Consider the following 16,691-nt stretch of genomic DNA (forward strand, 5'->3'; position numbering starts at 1 on the left):
TCAGCGGTCTCCCTCTGCTTCAACAACCGCCGGTTGCGCGGCCTGCACCATCTGGTTCAACGCGAACACCGCCATCAGCGCACCGCCAATCGACAATGGCAGGTAGTTGATGCTCTGCGGCAGGTTGGCGCCGGCGGTCTTGATATCCAGCCCGTCGATCAGCAGCACACCGCCCCACCAGGCAATGACCACGCCCAGCACGGCCACCACCAGCGCAGCGAATACATCCACCGCGCGGCGCAGGTTCGGGCGCATGTGCGCGGCCAGCAGGAAGAAGCCGAAGTGACGGCGGGTGTGCACGCCGGTGGCCGCGCCCAGGCTCATCGCCGTGGCCAGCAACAGCAGGGTCACCGGCTCGGTCCAGCTGGGCGAATCGTTGATGACGTAGCGGGCAAACACCTGCCAGCCCTGCACCACCACCAGCCCGAGCAGGGCGAGTACGGCGATGTAAATGGCCACGTCGGCAATGGCATCCAGCGCGCGTTGTGGCGCCGAACGGAGGTCTACTACGGTTTCGGAAGTCGTGTCGGACATCGCGGCGGGCCTCAGGCGAAGTCGCGGATGCGACGGGTAAGGGCAGCCAGCTCCGGCCGCTGCAGGTACTGCTGCAGCAACGGGTCGGCGGCCTTGCGGAAGGCCGGCATGTCGACCTCGTTGAACTGGATGCCGAAGTCGGCCACGGCCTGGCGGGCGGTGCTTTCCGAGGCATCCCACTGCTGGCGCATCACCCCGACCGACTCGCGCGCGGTCTGCAGCAGCAGCTGGCGATCTTCCGGGTTGAGCGTTTCAAAGCTGCGGCGTGACATCAACAGCACGTCCGGCGCATACGAATGCTCGCTCTGCGACCAGTAGCGCGCGGCCTCGAAATGGCGGCTGGAGTGGAAGCTGCGCATGTTGTTTTCCGCACCGTCGATCATGTGCGTTTCCATGCCCGAGAACGTATCGCCCAGCGACATCGGGGTCGGGTTGGCACCGAGCAGGCGCATCAGCTGGATGAAGATGTCGGAGTTGGCCACGCGCAGCTTCAGGCCGTGCAGGTCCGTCGGCTGCACGATCGGGTGCTTGGTGTTGTAGAAGCAGCGCGCGCCGGAATCGTAGATCGCCAGGCCGACCAGGTCGCGCGTTTCAAATCCGCGCAGCACCGTATCGGCCACGCCACCGTCGAGCGCACGGCGCATGTGCGCCACCGATTCGAACACGTAGGGCAGGCACAGCGCCTGGGTCAGCGGGAACGCGTTGTTGAGTGCGCCCGAGTACACGCGGGTGATGTCGATGACGCCAAAGCGGGCCATGTCGATCGCCTCGGACTCGCGGCCGAGCTGGCCGGAGTGGTACTGGCGCAGCCTGAGGCGGCCACCGGTTTTTTCTTCCAGCTGCTGGCCGATCCACTTCACCGCGGTCACGGTGGGGTAGTCGGCCACATGCACATCGGTGGCGGTCAGCAACCGCGCGCCGTCGGGCGCGGTGCTGCTGGAGCCGGAACATGCCGACAGCGCGGGCACGCTCAGCGCGCCCAGACTGGTGGCAAGGAAACTTCTGCGAGTAATCATCTGCGCCCTCCCAAGCGTACTCGCCATGGCCGCACGGTTACCCGGCGGCGATGGCCCTGCAGGTAATGTCGCCGTAACCGGCGAAACGGATCAGTGCCTGTTGGCCTACGGCAATGTCATGGATACCGGTGGCATTGCCACTGGCGATCAGATCGCCGGCCTTCAGCGGGCGGCCGCGCTGGGCCGAACGGGCCAGCGCGAACGCGTACGCGGTGCGCAGGCCGCCGGGCAGCAGGGTGGCACCGCCGGTACCCACCACCTCGCCGTCGATACGGGTTTCAGCGCGCAGGTCGGCGTCGTCCAGCGCGGTCCAGTCCGGAATCTCCGGGCCGAGCACCAGGCCGTTGTTGTTGCCAAAGTCCGACACCACCACACGCGGGCCCAGCTTGTTGATCGTGGCCAGCGGGCTGCTGGCCACTTCCACCCCGATGAACAGCCTGGCGGGCAGGGCTTCGGCCTCTTCGGCGGTCCAGTGCAGCTTGTCGGCCGGGGCGTCCTGCTGGAGCTGGATCACGTACTCGGCTTCGACCGCGCCAAAGCCGCCGACGAACACCGGAATATCCACTGTTCCACCGGTAGCATTCCAGAACCGCTGAGAGAAAATCGGGCCCAGCAGGCGGTCGTCGCCGGAGCTGTCACGGCGCTCGGCCGCGATGTAGCCCACCTTCCAGCCCACCACCTGGTCGTCCCAGAGCGCGATGGCCTGGTCCTGTACCTGGTAGGCGGTCACCAGGTCAGCCGGGATGGTTCCCGGGAATTCCGGTAGTGACCGACCCTGCTGGCGGGCCGTGACGAACGCGCGGGCGATGTCGCCCAACCCCTGTTCTGGCAGGTCCTGTTTGCCTTGATCGTTGCTCAAGCGGGTCTCCCGGTGATTTGTTGCACTGCCCATCGACAGCGCTTGGATGAGCTGTATATGGTAAACCGGTGTCATTGGCAATGTGCAGCGCGTCAGAACCCGCACGGGCCGGCGCGTTACCGTTTACCCACCCCCGACGAGGACTGCCGCGGATGCGTTGTGCTGTGTTGATCTCCCTGCTGGCCGGCTGCCTGCTGGCCACCGTTGCCCCGGCCCACGCCGTTGATCGGCCGGTGCCGCAGACCGAGCCCGCCTTGGGCACCCCGACCCGGATTGAGCTCTGGCCCGCCGGCAAGGTCCCCGGTGAGCCCAGGCGCCCCACGCTGCCCAACGTCATCGAACGCAGCGCCGATGCCGCGCTGCCCGACCGCTACATCGACAACGTCAGCGCGCCCTACCTGGTCGCCTACCCCCCGGCCAAACCCAACGGCACCGCGTTGCTGGTCATTCCCGGCGGTGGCTACCAGCGCATCGTGCTGGACAACGAAGGCACCGCGCTGGTGCCGGCCTTCGTGGAGCAGGGCGGGGTGACCCTGTTCGTGCTGCGCTACCGGCTGCCGGCCGGGCGCGTAGATCGCCAGGCGGCTCTCGCCGATGCGCAGCGCGCGTTGCGGGTGATCCGCGCGGGCGCGGCGAAGTGGCAGCTGGATCCAGCGCGGATCGGCGTGATGGGCTTCTCGGCCGGTGGTCACGTCGCCGCCCGGCTGAGCAACGGCTATGCGACCGCACTGCCCGGCACTGGCGATGCGATCGATACGCTCAGCGCGCGTCCCGATTTCGCCCTGCTGCTGTACCCGGTCATCGACATGGGCAGGCACGCGCACGCCGGCTCGCGCACGCGGCTGCTGGGCGAGCATCCCACGCCCGCACTGGAACAGCAGTATTCGATGCAGGCGCAGGTCAGCGCGCAGACGCCGCCCACCTTCCTGGTGCATGCGCAGGATGACGAGGTGGTGCCGGTGCAGAACAGCCTGCAGTACTACCAGGCACTGCTGGCAGCCGGCGTACCCGGTGAAATGCACCTGTTCGCGCATGGCGGGCATGGCTTTGGCGTGCGCCTGCCGGCCGATGCGCTTGCCGCGCAGTGGCCCACGCTGGCCTTGCGCTGGATGCGGGCGCAGAACACCGGGAGTACGCCATGACCCTCAGCCCGGCCGACCTGCAGCGCCGACGTTTCCTGCGCGACAGCGCCCGCTATGCCATGTTGCTTGCGGCCAGCTCGCTACCGCTGCTGCCGGCGCTGGCCAGTGCGTCCACCCCTGCAGCACAGGCGGATTCGCTGGCCCGCGTGCGCGGCGGGCGCCTGCGTGGCCGCTACGCACAGGGCGTGCACAGCTTCCGTGGCGTGGCCTATGGCGCGGACACGTCCACCCGGCGGTTCCAGCCGGCGCTGCCTGAAGCGCCCTGGCGTGGCGTGCGCGATGCACTGGCCTACGGAGCTTCGGCACCGCAGGGCGGCACCGAGGGTCCCGGCAGCGAAGACTGCCTGTTCCTCAACGTGTGGACGCCTGCGCTGCGCGACGGCAAGCGCCGGCCGATCCTGTTCTACATCCACGGCGGCGCCTACAACAACGGCTCCGGCAGCGACCCCCAGTACGACGGCAGCGCGCTGTGCCGGCGTGGCGATGTAGTGGTGGTTACCGTCAACCACCGGCTCAACGTATTCGGCTACCTGTACCTGGCGCAGCTGGGCGATGCGCGCTTCGCCGATTCCGGCAATGTCGGCCAGCTCGACCTGATCCAGGCGCTGCAGTGGGTGCGCGAGCATGCGCAGGAATTCGGTGGCGATGCCGACAACATCACCGTGTTCGGGCAATCCGGCGGCGGCGCCAAGATCGCCACCTTGATGGCCATGCCCGCCGCGCGCGGTCTGTTCCATCGTGCGTGGACCATGAGCGGCCAGCAGGTCACCGCCGCTGGCCCCCGCGCCGCCACACAGCGCGCGCAGATCGCGATGCAGGCGGTGGGTGCGCAGGATGTGGAGGCGTTGCTGGCGCTGCCGGCATCGGCGTTGCTGGCGGCCACCCGCGCGCGCGACCCGTCGCGGGTGGAGAGCACCGGCCTGTATGTCGGCCCCGTGGTCGACGGCGGCGTATTGCCGGTGCACCCGTTCTGGCCACAGGCGCCTGCGCAGTCCGCCCGGATCCCGATGGTGATCGGCAATACCCATGACGAAACGCGCGCCTTCCTCGGCCACGACCCGGCCAACTTCGCGCTGAGCTGGGAAACGCTGCCGGCCCAGCTGGAGAAGGAACAGTTCGTGGACCTGCTGCCTTCGGTGGTGATTGCCGAATATCGCCGCCTTTACCCACATTACACCGCCTCAGACGTGTTTTTTGCCGCCACTACCGCCGGGCGATCCTGGCGCGGTGCGGTGGAGGAACTGGAAGCACGCGCCCGGCAGGGGGCGCCCACCTGGGCTTACCAGCTCGATTGGGGATCTCCGCTGGAGGGAGGCAAGCTGGGCGCGTTCCATACGCTGGATATCCCACTCGTGTTCGACAACGTGCGGGCAGAAGGGTCGCGAACCGGGGAGGGCGCCGATGCGCAGCAGATGGCCGACGTGATGAGCGAGGCGCTGCTGGCCTTCGCGCGCACCGGCAATCCGCAACATCCCGGGCTGCCGGAATGGGAGCAGTACGGATTGGAGCAGCGGCAGACGATGCTGTTCAATGTGCCGTCCCGGCAGGAAAACGACCCGCGCGGAGGCGAGCGGCGGTTGTATCAACAGGCCCCGTTCGTGCAGCGCGGCACCGCGTAGCGACACGCCCTGCGTGTCCTGCGCACCCCATCACCGATAGGCACAGTCAACCAATGAACGTAATTCGATAGCTTCTTCGGCCAAAACACTGCGATCAGCCGTGATTCAGAGCAAACAACTTATTCACCTGCATCGCCTAGACTGCGGGCATGCACGATCAATGCACTCCCTTCCCGCCGTTCCATGGCCGCGATCGACTGATCGCCGCCGTGGACCAGGCGGTACAGCATGACGATCCGCAGCAGATCGCCAAGATCCTGCGCGGCGCACTGCGCGAGGCCATTGCCGACAGCCGCATCCAGCTGCCGGCCTGCTGCCACCGCCCGATCAGCGACCACTACGCCCGCCGCGAGCTGTACCGCAGCCCGGACCATGGCTACAGCATCGTCGCCATGAGCTGGGCACCAGGGCAGGGCACGCCGCTGCATGACCACAGCGGGTTGTGGTGCGTGGAAGGCGTCTGGCTGGGGCAGCTGGAAGTCACCCAGTACAGCCTGTTGGAGCGCGATGGCGAACGCTTCCGCTTCCAGCAGGAGGCCACCGTCATTGGCGACTGCGGCAGCGCCGGCAGCCTGATTCCGCCGCACGAATACCACACCATCCGCAACACCAGCGACGAACGGCTGGCGATCTCCGTGCACGTTTACCAGGGCGAGATGACCCGCAGCGCGGTCTTCGAACCCGGCCACGACGGCTGGTACGAGCGCCGCATGAAGGAAATGGAAACAGACGCCGCGTAGGGCGTTGCCGGTCATGCGGGCTGTATGCACCACACCGCTTCATCGCCGTTGCTGAAACGGGTGAGGGAGAAGCTGGGACTGACGTAGACCACCGTAGGTCCCGCACCGTCCGGCAACTTCAGGCGCCAGTTCGGGAACGACACCCGTGCCGTGGGAAACCCTACGTGCAGCGCCCAGAACACCCCTGCAGCGTGCGCGATGACCAGCTGCACGCGCCCGCTGCCATCACGCACTTCAACGTGGTCAACGCCACCGTCCTCGAACTCCCGCACCCGCCAGCCGCGACGTGTGCCGGAAGCGCCAGTCTGCGGGCGCGGGCGTACATGGGTCCGCGCCACCTCGTCGAGGTCGGCGGCGACGTTGGTGTTCATTAGGTAGTTTCCCCGGAAAGTTGAGCGCTGTGCATCGGAGCGGCGATCACGACTTGATGCTATCTGCGCCCGTCGGGGTGGTGCGTTGAAGAAGTTCCTAGATTTGATGTGGGGTTCACCGGGTAGGGGTACAGCCGATGTCGATTGTGGTCATGCCATTACCGCGTGTTGGCGCGGTACCGGCGGTGGATGCTCCTCCGCGTCCTGCGGCCGCACCACTTGTGCATCCATGCACCGCGTCGATTGGGATGCGACCCTACCGGCGGGGAGCGGAGCAGGCGAAGATGAGCGCGAGCCCGATGCCCCGCAGGTATCTTCCGTGTCCAGCCACCCCTTCCTCCAGGTCAACGTGTTCAGCACAGACCCGCTGCTGGGCAACCCGCTGGCAGTGGTGCTCAATGCCGGCGCGCTGAGCGATGTGCGCATGGCCGCGTTTGCGCGCTGGACCAACCTGAGCGAGACGACGTTCGTTTCAGCGCCGACCGACCCGCGTGCCGATTACCGCGTGCGGATCTTCACCACCGTGGGTGAACTGCCCTTTGCCGGGCACCCCACGCTGGGCAGTTGCCATGCGTGGTTGGCCAGTGGCGGCGTGCCGCGCGGTGCGGAGATCGTGCAGGAGTGCGGGATCGGGCTGGTGCGGATTCGGCGTACAGCCAACGGGTTCGCGTTCGAGGCGCCGCCGTTGCGCCGCGAGGGACCGTTGGAGCCGGCGTTGCGCGAACGGGTTGTTGCGGGTCTTGGGGTGGCGCCGGGCGAGGTGCTGGATGCGCAGTGGGTGGACAACGGGCCGCCGTGGTTGGCGGTGCGGTTGCGCAGCCGCGCGGCGGTGTTGGCGGTGCGGCCGGATTACGCGGCGCTGGAGGGGTTGATGATTGGCGTGTTCGCTGCGTGCGACGGGGACGCGGGCGTGGACGCGCAGTTCGAATCGCGTGCGTTCATCGCGGGTGACGCTGCGCCGGAGGATCCGGTGACGGGAAGCCTCAACGCCGGCATTGCGCGTTGGTTGTTGCGTGAGGGCGCGGCACCGGACCGGTATGTGGTCAGCCAGGGCACGGTATTGGGGCGCGCCGGGCGAGTGCAGGTGGAGCGGGTGGGGGAGACGTTGTGGATCGGGGGTGCGTGCGTGACGTGTATTGAGGGATCGGTGACGTTGTAGGGCGGCGTTTGTTTTGGGTCATGCCGCCATCGCACGTTGAAGCGTTACCGGCAGTCGATTGGGATGCGACCCTACCGGCGGCCAACGCATTGGCGCGGTAACGGCGTGCCCCCAACCGGAGCCACGCCGTCTGCGGCTACTCCACCGGCACCACGTTGTTGCGCTGGGTCACTTCTGCGGCACCATCAGCCAGCATCACCCGAACGCGCAGGCCGCTACGGTCTCCCGCCGGCAGGGGCAGCCCAACCGTGGTGGTCTTCGGCACCAGATCGGTAGGCGCATCCATCGCCGGAATCTCGATCCGCGCCAGCTCCCGCCCGCCCGCATCTTCCAGCACCGCCGTCCCCAACGGCGTGCCCACATGCCCCAGGCTGTGCACGGTCACCTGCACCTGCCGGCCATCCACCCGCACATCGCCCCGCCCAATCCCCAGGTCCGGCCGCTGCTCCACCGGCGTACCCGCCTTGATCAGCTCGAACTCGAACACCTGCGCGACACCCGGTGCAAAACGCAGCGGAATCGACGCACTGCGCTCCAGCGTTACTTCGCGCGTTTCACCCTTGCCATCAATCCGGTCATCCCCATCCCGGTCTACCCCACTGGTCATCCGCCACGTACCGGCGGTGACATTCCACGTGCTCATCTCCGCATCCGCCGCGCGCTTGCCCAGGTTGTAACCGATCACCTTGAACCGCTCGGTCGACGGCGCATGCACCAGCAACGCCACCTGCCCGGCCGCATCCGGCTGCGCGAAACGCCAGCTCACCGTATGCCCCGGCCAGCTTTGGTTGCGCTTCAGCGCAATGCCACCCAAACGTGCCCGTTGCAGGAACTCGCTGGGCGCTTCCACGCGGTCCGACCACCAGTGGCCCTCGGTGTTCATGTACTCGCGCTGCGCCTTGGCCTGGATGCCGTCGGCGTGCAGTGCTTCCAGGTACTTCTTGTCACCGGTGGCCTGCCACGCCATCAGGCTGGAGAACCCGGTGTTGCCGGCGTCGGCATCGGCGATCAGCGTCGGGTTCCATGCCTGCGCTTTTCCCAGCACCTCCACGTAGTTCTCGCCAAGGTTGGAAAGCGCTCCCGGCCCGCCACGCGCCACGCGGTAGTCCAGCGCCTTCAGGTACTTGTCGTCGCCGCTCCAGCGCCACGCCGCCCAGAACGTGTGCATCACATCGCCGCCACCCGAGCCGTTGTTGAGCTCGCCGCCGCGTACCTTGCCGGTGGCCCAGTTGATCTCGTTGGGCAACGCCCAGCGGCCCTTGTCGTCGGTGTAGGCGTGGGCCAGGTAACTGTCGGCCAGGCCGGTGACCAGCTTGCGGCCGGTGGGGTCGGCATTGTACTGGCCCATCAGGAATGCAGGGTGCAGCGCCGGGAACGAATACGGCTTCTGCCACTGCCAGTTCGGCTCGCGATAGACCTTGTTGCCGCCAAACCAGTTGCTGGAGAACAGCAGGTGGCCCTGCGGGTTGGGCAGGATGATGCGCTCATTGAACGCCTTCACCGTTTCCATCAGGCGCTCCACGGTGAGCGGGTCGCCCCAGTTGAGGTACAGCATCGCGCTGTTGGCGTTGATGCCTTCCTCGTACGAATGCAATTCATCGGTTTCGATGGTGCTCAGGCCGTTGGAAAACATGCCGTTGCGGTACACCGCATCGGACAGCGCGGTGAGCGAGCGGTTGAGCCGGTCCGGCTCCACGCCCATCAGGGCCAGGCCGGGCCATTGCTGGGTCAGGTCGGTATCGTCGGAAATGCCGCCACCGAAATCGCCGTAGGCGATCTGCCGGTTGTCGATCCACCAGTCCACGAAGCGGCGCACGTACTTCAGGTCTTCGGTCTGGCGGAACGCCCATAGCGGCACGCCCTTGGGCGCTTCGGGCTGGGTGAACGGCGGCTTGCCCTGGCTGTTGTAGCTGATGTAGTTCCAGTACAGCCGCCCCAGCGCGTGGTCCGGGTCCACCCGCAGCAGGTCGGTCAGGTCGGCGTACACGCGCGCATACAGGCGCTGGCGCTTGGAGGTGGTGTGTTCTTCCACCAGGAAGCCCCAGTTGTCACGGGCCTGGTTGAAGCGGTCGGCCACGTGTTCCTGCTTCGCCTCCTCGCGCGCCTTGTAGACCATGCGGATCTCCGCGCCATCCAGCGAACCGGCGTTGAAGCCCGGCGCGCCCGAGGCGACGCTGATCCACAGGCTGTCGGCGGTGAGGATGCGGTCGCGCAGGTCCAGCCACAGCGTGCACTTTTCGTTGGGCTTCACCGACACCGACACATCGATCATGTCGCGCGCCGGCCAGATCGGGTCCTTGATGCGGATGTTGAGCGGAATCAGCCCATCGCGCGCGGCGGGCAGATCGAGCGCCGGCAGGTCGATGGCCACGCCATCCAGCCCGTCGTACATGTTTTCCCAGCTGTGTGCCCAGCTGCGGATCAGCGGCTGCGCGGCCGGTGCGTCGCCCACGCCGGACGGCACCAGCACGTGCACGATCGGCAACGGGTTGGCCGGCAGCGTGTCGGCACCACGCCGGCGCGAACCGGCGCCCTTGGGCAGCGCCATCACCGTGCTGCGCTCGGCGGCCGGGTAGCGGCCGTCGATGTACTCGCGCAGGGTGGTGATGTTGAGGTAATCGGGCAGGGCCTGGCTGTCGACCCGATAGCGCTGCTTGACCGTGCCTTCCGGCTCGGCCGCATCGCTGACCTGGTACGCCCAGATTTCCTGGATGGGGGTTTCCTGCGCGGTGTTGCGGAAGTGCAGCACGCCGCCGGTCTGCGTGGGGATGTCGTCCACGCTGCGCACCACGCCCTGCGGGCGCTGCAGCAGCGTCGTGGCGGCAGCGTCACCGCTGCTGTGGCTGAGCGAACCAAACGCCGCACCGCGCACTTCAATGCGGTTGACGCGCTCGCCAGCCGGCAGGGTCAGGTCGAGCTGCTGCCCGCCTTCCACGTAGGTGTTCCAGTCCGGCAGCTGGAAATAGTCGTTGCGGCCGGGCAGGCGCGAGCGGTTGTACACGCCGGGCCAGGTGGTCTCGGCGATACCGTCGGTGGCCTTCCACATCCACTGTTTGTGGTCTTTGGTGTCGGCGAATTCGATCTTGCGGATGCTGGTGGTCGGGGTCGCCAGCGCGGGCGGGGCGGTACGGTCCCAGCCGAAGCGGTGGTTCCAGGCGCGCAGCGCGCCGGTATCGGCCGCGGCGGAGGTCGGCGCCTGGTTGGCGGCCAGCGCGGCCATGCCGGCCGGATCCAGCAGGCGGTCGTACACGCGGATTTCGTCGACATCACTGCCGCGCAGGAAGTTGTAGCGGCTCTGCACCTGGTAGGGCGCCATCACCCGGCCGGCAAGGCCAAGCTGGTCCAGCGCGGCGTCGTAGTCGGCGGTGGTCTCCTGGCGGGCGACCTCCCTGCCATCCACGTACAGGCGCACGCCATGGTTTTCATCCCAGCCGAAGGCGATGTGCTGCCACTGGCTGGGTGAGGGATTCTGGTCGAGCTTGAACGACACGCGGGTGCGCGCCAGGTTGGCATCGGTCACGAAGGCATCGAAGCCATGGCCGTTCCAGTCGATGCGCAGCCAGGCCATGTCCCAGCTGCTGTGGTCGGCGTAGCCGACCCGGAAGATCACGAACGGCGTTTCGCCCACTGCGTAGCGCGGGCGCCAGTAAAAGCCGAGGGTGCCGCGTTGGGCCTGGATGTTGCCGGGGGCGTTCCAGGAGAGCACGCCATCGTCTTCCCACTGGATGGCCGAACCATGCGCGCTATCGGGCACGCGTTTGACCTTGTCCTGGAAGTTCGGAATGGCGTCGCCGTGGGCGGTGTCGGCGGTAAAGCCCTTGTCGGCCGACACATGGAACAGCAGTTCCGGCGCCGTCTGCGCCGAGGCGGTACCGCCAGCGGCAAGGAGCAGGGCAAGTGCGATCGCCCTCGGTAGCGCCGGCCGTTGGCCGGCCCTCACAGCCCCTGCATCGTGCAACAACACCGGGGCCCGAACATCAACGCAAAGCAGCATGTGACCTTTCCTTTCCACAGCGAGAACGTGCGGCACGACACGCCATCCTCGTCAGCGGAACATGGCGCAACGCCACGGCCGCAGTGCCAGCGCAGGGCCGTCAGAAACTAGCAAAGGGGAAGCGGTGCGGCATCTTGCGCCGCAACAGCGGCGTGGTTGCCCACGCCGCTGCCGGTTGCGATGGATCAGAACTTGTAGCGCGCGCCCAGCATGAACTGCCGGCCGGTCTCGGTGTACTGCAGCGGCAGGCGACCGGTCGACGGCGAGTACACCCACTCGTCGCTGGCTTCGTTGGTGAGGTTCATGCCTTCCAGGCTCAGCTCCAGCTTGTCGCTGATCGCGTAGCGGATAGAGGCATCGATGAAGGTGGTGCCGGTCATGCCGTGGGTACCGTCCACGTTGAAGCCCGCTTCGGTGCCCGGCACCTGGGTCAGGTAATCGTCGCGGTTGGTGGCCGACACACGGCCGGAGAACACCTTGCCTTCGTAGAACAGCGTGGCGTTCCAGCTCGACTTGGACAGACCGGTCAGGTCGGCCTTCATCACCGGTTGGCCGCTGGAGTTGATGTACTGGATCTGCGATTCCACCCAGGTGTAGTTCAACTGCACGCCCAGGTTGGACCAGTTGCCCGGCAGGAAGGTGAAGGGCTGGGTGTAGTTCACTTCCACGCCGTGCAGCTCGCCACCCGGGGTGTTGACCGGCTTGGTGTAGGTGAAGTCATCGGCCGGCGAGGCGCCGGTGCCGATCAGCAGCGAGTCCGGCAGGCCGCTGGCGCTGTACGGCGCCACTTCGCGGGTGGTCTGCACGAAGCTTTCGATGTCCTTGTAGAACAGGCCGATACCGGCCATCGCGCCTTCGCTGAAGTACCACTCGAAGCCCAGGTCGACGTTGGTGGCGCGGATCGGGTCGAGGTTCGGGTTGCCGCTGGAAATCGTGCGGGCACCGCCGGCCACTGCCACCGTAGCGCCCGGGGTCAGGCTACCCAGGCCCGGGCGGCTCATCACCTTGGCCGCGCCGAGGCGGATCAGGAAGTCCGGCGCCACTTCAGCCACCAGGTTGAACGAGGGCAGGGTGTCGTCGTAGCTGCGATCCACCGTGGTGGACACCGTACCGCTGGACAGCGTGGAAAGACCGGTGGAGCTCTGCTTGGTCTTCACGTAGCGCACGCCGAAGTTGCCGGAGAACGGAATGCTGCCCAGGTCGGTGGAGAACTCGCCCATCAGGTAGCCACCGCGGTCTTCTTCGTCCACGCTGCGTACGTTGTTGGCACGCGGGGCGACAGCGTAGATACCGGAGTTGCTGTAGATGTCCAACTGGTTGGCGAAGGCGTTCAGGTCCGGCACCACCCACTGGTCCGGGCTGCCGGTGATGCCCTTCAGGCCGGTCTGGCTGGTCATGTCCACCGGCACGATCTTGGTGCCGTCGGCGAAGTTGGGCACGGCCAGCTCGCTGGCGCGGCGCAGTTCCACGGTGCTGAAGGTGTAGTTCTTGGCCAGGATGCCGCCCTTCAGGCGGAAGCCGGGGCTGATGTTCCAGTTGAAGTCGACCTGGCCGGTGTCGAAGTCGTTGTCCACGTACTGCGGGCGCAGGCGGATTTCAGCCAGTTCCCAGCCGTTCGGATCGGTCGGATCGATGCCGTAGTTCAGCGTCGGGAACCGGCTGTTGCCGCGGTAATCGTAGCTGTAACCATCGACATCGTACTTGTCCATGATGATCGTGGTCTGGACCGGGTTCTCGTGCTTGGAGCGCGAGATGCCGACCTTGCCGGACAAGGTGAAGTTGTCGCCGAAGCGGTGCTGGCCGTTCAGCGCGATCTGCTTGAACTCGGTGCTCCACTCGTCGTGGCGGTTTTCGCTGCGGATGTCGACGTTGTCGAACTCACCGTAGACCAGCGCGTTGTTCTCGATCACGCCGCTATTGACGATCGTGTTCGGCTTGCCGACCAGGCGCGGGTTGCTGCTGGTGCCGCGGCTGAAGGAAATCGCCTCGATGTAGTGTTCGTCGCGCTCGGCGTCGATCTTGGAGTACAGCGCATCCAGCGAGATTTCAGTGGCGTCGGTGGGCTTCCACTGCAGGGTGCCGGTCACGCCCAGGCGCTTCTGCTCGTGTTCCATCTGCACGTAGCGCGGGAAGCGCGGGTGGTAAACATCGGCCGAACGTGCTTCGGTGAACGGCGAGTCCGCGCTGAAGTTGCCGTTGCTCGGGCCGTTGGCCCAGCGGCCGGTGTTGGAGCCTTCTTCCAGCGCCTGGCGCTCGGAGTAGGCCACCGACACCAAGGCACCGAAGGTGCCATCGGCCCAGGTGTTGGAGATCAATGCCGCCACGCGCGGGTCGGCCTTTTCAGCCATGGCGTTGTAGCTGGCCTGGCCGCTGGCGGCGAAGGTGAAGCCGTCGTAGTCAAACGGGCGCGCGGTGCGCAGGTCGACCGTGGCGCCCAGCGAACCTTCTTCCACGTCGGCCGATGCGGTCTTGCGCACGATCAGCTGCGAGAACAGGTCCGAGGCGAACACGTTGAAGTCGAATCCACGGCCGCGGTTGGTGCCGCCGCTCTGGTCGCCGGCGCCCACGGTGGTCAGCGCTTCCATGCCGTTGATGCGCACGCGGGTGAAATCCGGGCCCAGGCCGCGCACCGAGATGTTGCGGCCTTCGCCGGCTTCACGGGTGATGACCACGCCGGGCACGCGCTGCAGCGACTCGGCCAGGTTCAGATCGGGGAATTTGCCGATATCCTCGGCAACGATGGCATCGACCACGCCCGATTCGCTGCGCTTGATGTCCAGCGCCTTCTCGACGCTGGCGCGGTAGCCGGTGACGGTGACGGTGTCCAGGTCGGTGGCCGCGGTCGGGGCCGGGTCCTGCGCCAGGGTGGTACCGCTCAGCGCCAGGCCGATGGACAGGGCGAGCAAGGTAACCGGTGTCTTTTTCTGTGTGTTTCGATATTGCATGTTTTCCCTCTCCCAAGGTGCTACATGAAACAGCTATCCGGCGACATGTCAGTGCAATGACACCGCTGGTCAGGGCGGACGTTAACAGTCCGTTGGGGCTTGAGCATCTTGCACCGCAACAGACTTTCAATGTCCCGTAGACGCTTGCGGGACATAGGTTCCGACAAACCGGGCGGGTGGACGGACGGCCCCGCGCCGCTAGAATGACACCGCTAGCCATTACTGTCCGGGCCTTGACCCGCAGGTCATGCCCACCACGAAGGGATCCATCGCCATGAGTCGTGTTGTCTGTTTCGGGGAGTTGTTGCTGCGCATGAGTGCGCCGGGCCGTGAGCTGCTGCTGCAGACGCCGCAGCTGGCCGTGCATGCCGGCGGCGCAGAGGCCAACGTAGGGGTTTCGCTGGCCCACTTCGGGCATACGGTGCACATGGTCAGCACGCTGCCGGCCAATCCCCTGGGCCAGTTCGTGGCCGGCGAACTGCGCAGGCATGGCGTGGATACCTCCAACGTGCAGGCCCGCCCCGGGCGCATGGGCCTGTACTTCCTCACCACCGGCGCGGTGCAGCGCGCCAGCGAAGTGGTGTACGACCGCGTGGATTCGGCGTTCGCGCTGGGCAGCGCCGCCGATTACGACTGGGACGCGCTGCTGCGCGGCGCGCAGTGGCTGCACCTGTCCGGGGTGAGCCCCGCACTGAACCCGGCGATGGCCGACGCCACCCTGGTCGCAGCGCGCGCGGCGTGCGAACGCGGGGTCAAAGTCTCGTTCGATGGCAACTTCCGCCCGTCACTGTGGGCGCGCTGGGAAGGCGATGCGCCGCGCATCCTGCGCGAGCTGTTCGCCTGCGCCACGGTGGCCTTCGCCGACTACCGCGATATCGGCGTGGTGCTGGGCGGGCAGTTCGAGCAGACCGGGCTGGCCGACCGCGTGGACGCCGCCGCCGTGCAGGCCTTCGCCGCGTTCCCGCGCCTGCAGTGGATGGCATGCACGCAGCGCAGCCCGGTCAGCGTGGATCACCACAGGCTGGGTGCCATGCTGCTGGGCCGCGACGGCACCCGCGCGGTGGCGCCAACGCGCGAGATGATCGGTATCGTCGACCGCATCGGCGGTGGCGATGCATTCGCCGCCGGCATCCTGCATGGCATGATGCAAGGCTTCGAACCGGATGCGATCGTGCGTTTCGGTCTGGCTGCGGCCAGCCTGAAGCATTCCATCCCTGGTGATTTCAACCCCGTCAGTGAAGCTGACGTACTGGCCCTGACGGGCGAGGAGCGATTCGATGTCCGGCGCTGATCCGCGCGTACGCGCAGTCCTGAAACTGGCCCCGGTGATTCCGGTGTATACCCCTGAAAGCGTGGACGAGGCGGTGCAGGTTGCCCAGGCGCTGTTCAACGGCGGGCTGCCGGTGATCGAAGTGACCCTGCGTACCGCCATTGCGATGGATGCGATCCAGGCGATGGTGGAGGCCGTACCGGATGCGGTGGTGGGCGCGGGTACCGTGCTGACCCCGAAGCAGATGGAGCGGGTGAAGGCCGTGGGGGGCCGCTTTGCGGTGGCGCCCGGCGCGACCGGGCAGCTGTATGCCGCTGCGCGCGATACCGACCTGCCGTTCCTGCCCGGCGTGGCCACCTCGTCCGAACTGATGCTGGGCCTGGAACACGGGCTGGATACGTTCAAGTTCTTCCCGGCCGTGCAGGCCGGTGGCACCGCGATGCTGTCGGCGTGGAACGGGCCGTTCGGCGATGTGCGCTTCTGCCCGACCGGTGGGATCAGCGCACAGACCGCGCGCGATTTCCTGCACCTGCCCAACGTGCTGTGCGTGGGTGGCTCGTGGTTGACCACGCGGGCCTTGCTGCAGGCACGCGATTGGGCCGGGATCGAACAGTTGGCGCGGGAATCGGCCGCGCTGGTGGGGTAAGGTCGATGTCCGCATTGTCCACTGCCAAGACCGTTGTGCTCTCCGTGCTGTGCGTGGGGGTGGCGCTGTTCGTGCTGGGCATGGTGAGCGGTGCCGGCGGATGGATCGCGCCCTGGCTGGGGTTGGGCGAGGGCGAGGTGCGGCTGGCGTGGGATCTGGGCTGGACGATTCTGGGTGGCGTTGCCGCTATAGCGTTCGCTGCGCGCTATGCGCCGGTGTGGCCGCATGTGCATGGCGGGGTGGTGTGGGTGTTGATTGCTGCCGCTTCCGTGTTTGCCGCGTGGGATCTGGGGAGCGATTACCCGTTCTGGTTCGTGGTGACGTTGTTGGTGTCGTTGCCGGTACAGGCGATCGGGATCTGGTTGGGGGCGCGGTATCGGCCTCGGTGAATCCGCG

Annotated in this window: 13 protein-coding genes; 7 read left to right on the forward strand and 6 right to left on the reverse strand. The window is 66.9% G+C overall.

The genetic code is table 11. The annotated features are described in order from the left end of the window. From J7J08_RS06420 to J7J08_RS06430, 3 genes are read right to left on the reverse strand one after another with little or no spacing between them, the layout of a single operon-like run. The gene (locus tag J7J08_RS06420; RefSeq protein WP_214902848.1) at positions 1-534 is read right to left on the reverse strand and encodes a TRAP transporter small permease; all 534 of its coding nucleotides are present in this window, start codon (positions 532-534) and stop codon (positions 1-3) included. 11 nt (positions 535-545) lie between these two features. Further along, positions 546-1,550 (reverse strand): TRAP transporter substrate-binding protein, encoded by a 1,005-nt coding sequence (locus tag J7J08_RS06425; RefSeq protein WP_214902851.1) that lies wholly within the window; start codon positions 1,548-1,550, stop codon positions 546-548. A 37-nt stretch (positions 1,551-1,587) separates the two neighbouring features. After that, positions 1,588-2,409: a 2-keto-4-pentenoate hydratase gene (locus J7J08_RS06430; RefSeq protein WP_214902854.1), complete on the reverse strand. Its 822-nt coding sequence runs from the start codon at positions 2,407-2,409 to the stop codon at positions 1,588-1,590. 152 nt (positions 2,410-2,561) lie between these two features. Between J7J08_RS06430 and J7J08_RS06435 the strand changes: the two genes are divergently transcribed. The 3 genes from J7J08_RS06435 (at position 2,562) to J7J08_RS06445 (ending at position 5,910) form a co-directional block, all read left to right on the forward strand. After that, positions 2,562-3,551 carry an alpha/beta hydrolase gene (locus J7J08_RS06435; RefSeq protein ID WP_214902857.1) on the forward strand — a complete coding sequence of 330 codons (990 nt, stop codon included), beginning with the start codon at positions 2,562-2,564 and terminating at the stop codon, positions 3,549-3,551. Next, the gene (locus J7J08_RS06440; protein ID WP_214902860.1) at positions 3,548-5,170 is read left to right on the forward strand and encodes a carboxylesterase/lipase family protein; all 1,623 of its coding nucleotides are present in this window, start codon (positions 3,548-3,550) and stop codon (positions 5,168-5,170) included. Before J7J08_RS06435 ends, J7J08_RS06440 begins: the two co-directional genes overlap by 4 nt. Before the next feature lie 149 nt (positions 5,171-5,319). Continuing rightward, positions 5,320-5,910 (forward strand): cysteine dioxygenase family protein, encoded by a 591-nt coding sequence (locus tag J7J08_RS06445; RefSeq protein ID WP_214902863.1) that lies wholly within the window; start codon positions 5,320-5,322, stop codon positions 5,908-5,910. Positions 5,911-5,921: 11 nt separating this feature from the next. Here the strand turns inward: J7J08_RS06445 and J7J08_RS06450 are convergent, their stop codons facing one another. Continuing rightward, entirely contained in the window at positions 5,922-6,281 is a 360-nt protein-coding gene (locus J7J08_RS06450; RefSeq protein ID WP_214902866.1) for a hypothetical protein, read from the reverse strand. A 319-nt stretch (positions 6,282-6,600) separates the two neighbouring features. Between J7J08_RS06450 and J7J08_RS06455 the strand changes: the two genes are divergently transcribed. After that, complete coding sequence (locus J7J08_RS06455) at positions 6,601-7,440, forward strand: PhzF family phenazine biosynthesis protein (RefSeq protein ID WP_214902869.1); 840 nt, start codon at positions 6,601-6,603, stop codon at positions 7,438-7,440. Between the two features lie 136 nt (positions 7,441-7,576). Here the strand turns inward: J7J08_RS06455 and J7J08_RS06460 are convergent, their stop codons facing one another. Both J7J08_RS06460 and J7J08_RS06465 read right to left on the reverse strand, forming a co-directional pair. Continuing rightward, positions 7,577-11,434, reverse strand: coding sequence for a LamG domain-containing protein (locus J7J08_RS06460; RefSeq protein ID WP_214902872.1), 3,858 nt, complete (start codon positions 11,432-11,434; stop codon positions 7,577-7,579). A 185-nt stretch (positions 11,435-11,619) separates the two neighbouring features. Continuing rightward, entirely contained in the window at positions 11,620-14,379 is a 2,760-nt protein-coding gene (locus J7J08_RS06465; RefSeq protein WP_214902875.1) for a TonB-dependent receptor, read from the reverse strand. 268 nt (positions 14,380-14,647) lie between these two features. Here J7J08_RS06465 and J7J08_RS06470 point away from each other — a divergent pair, with 268 nt between their 5' ends. Genes J7J08_RS06470 through J7J08_RS06480 form a run of 3 tightly spaced genes read left to right on the forward strand, consistent with a single transcriptional unit; the run spans position 14,648 to position 16,684 of the window. Then, complete coding sequence (locus J7J08_RS06470) at positions 14,648-15,670, forward strand: sugar kinase (RefSeq protein WP_214903100.1); 1,023 nt, start codon at positions 14,648-14,650, stop codon at positions 15,668-15,670. Then, positions 15,657-16,295 carry a bifunctional 4-hydroxy-2-oxoglutarate aldolase/2-dehydro-3-deoxy-phosphogluconate aldolase gene (eda, locus tag J7J08_RS06475; RefSeq protein ID WP_214902878.1) on the forward strand — a complete coding sequence of 213 codons (639 nt, stop codon included), beginning with the start codon at positions 15,657-15,659 and terminating at the stop codon, positions 16,293-16,295. Before J7J08_RS06470 ends, eda begins: the two co-directional genes overlap by 14 nt. Before the next feature lie 5 nt (positions 16,296-16,300). Continuing rightward, positions 16,301-16,684, forward strand: coding sequence for a hypothetical protein (locus J7J08_RS06480; RefSeq protein WP_214902880.1), 384 nt, complete (start codon positions 16,301-16,303; stop codon positions 16,682-16,684). Positions 16,685-16,691: the final 7 nt, after the last annotated feature.

It is taken from the genome of Stenotrophomonas sp. ISL-67 (assembly GCF_018612915.1).
Taxonomy (GTDB): Bacteria; Pseudomonadota; Gammaproteobacteria; order Xanthomonadales; family Xanthomonadaceae; genus Stenotrophomonas.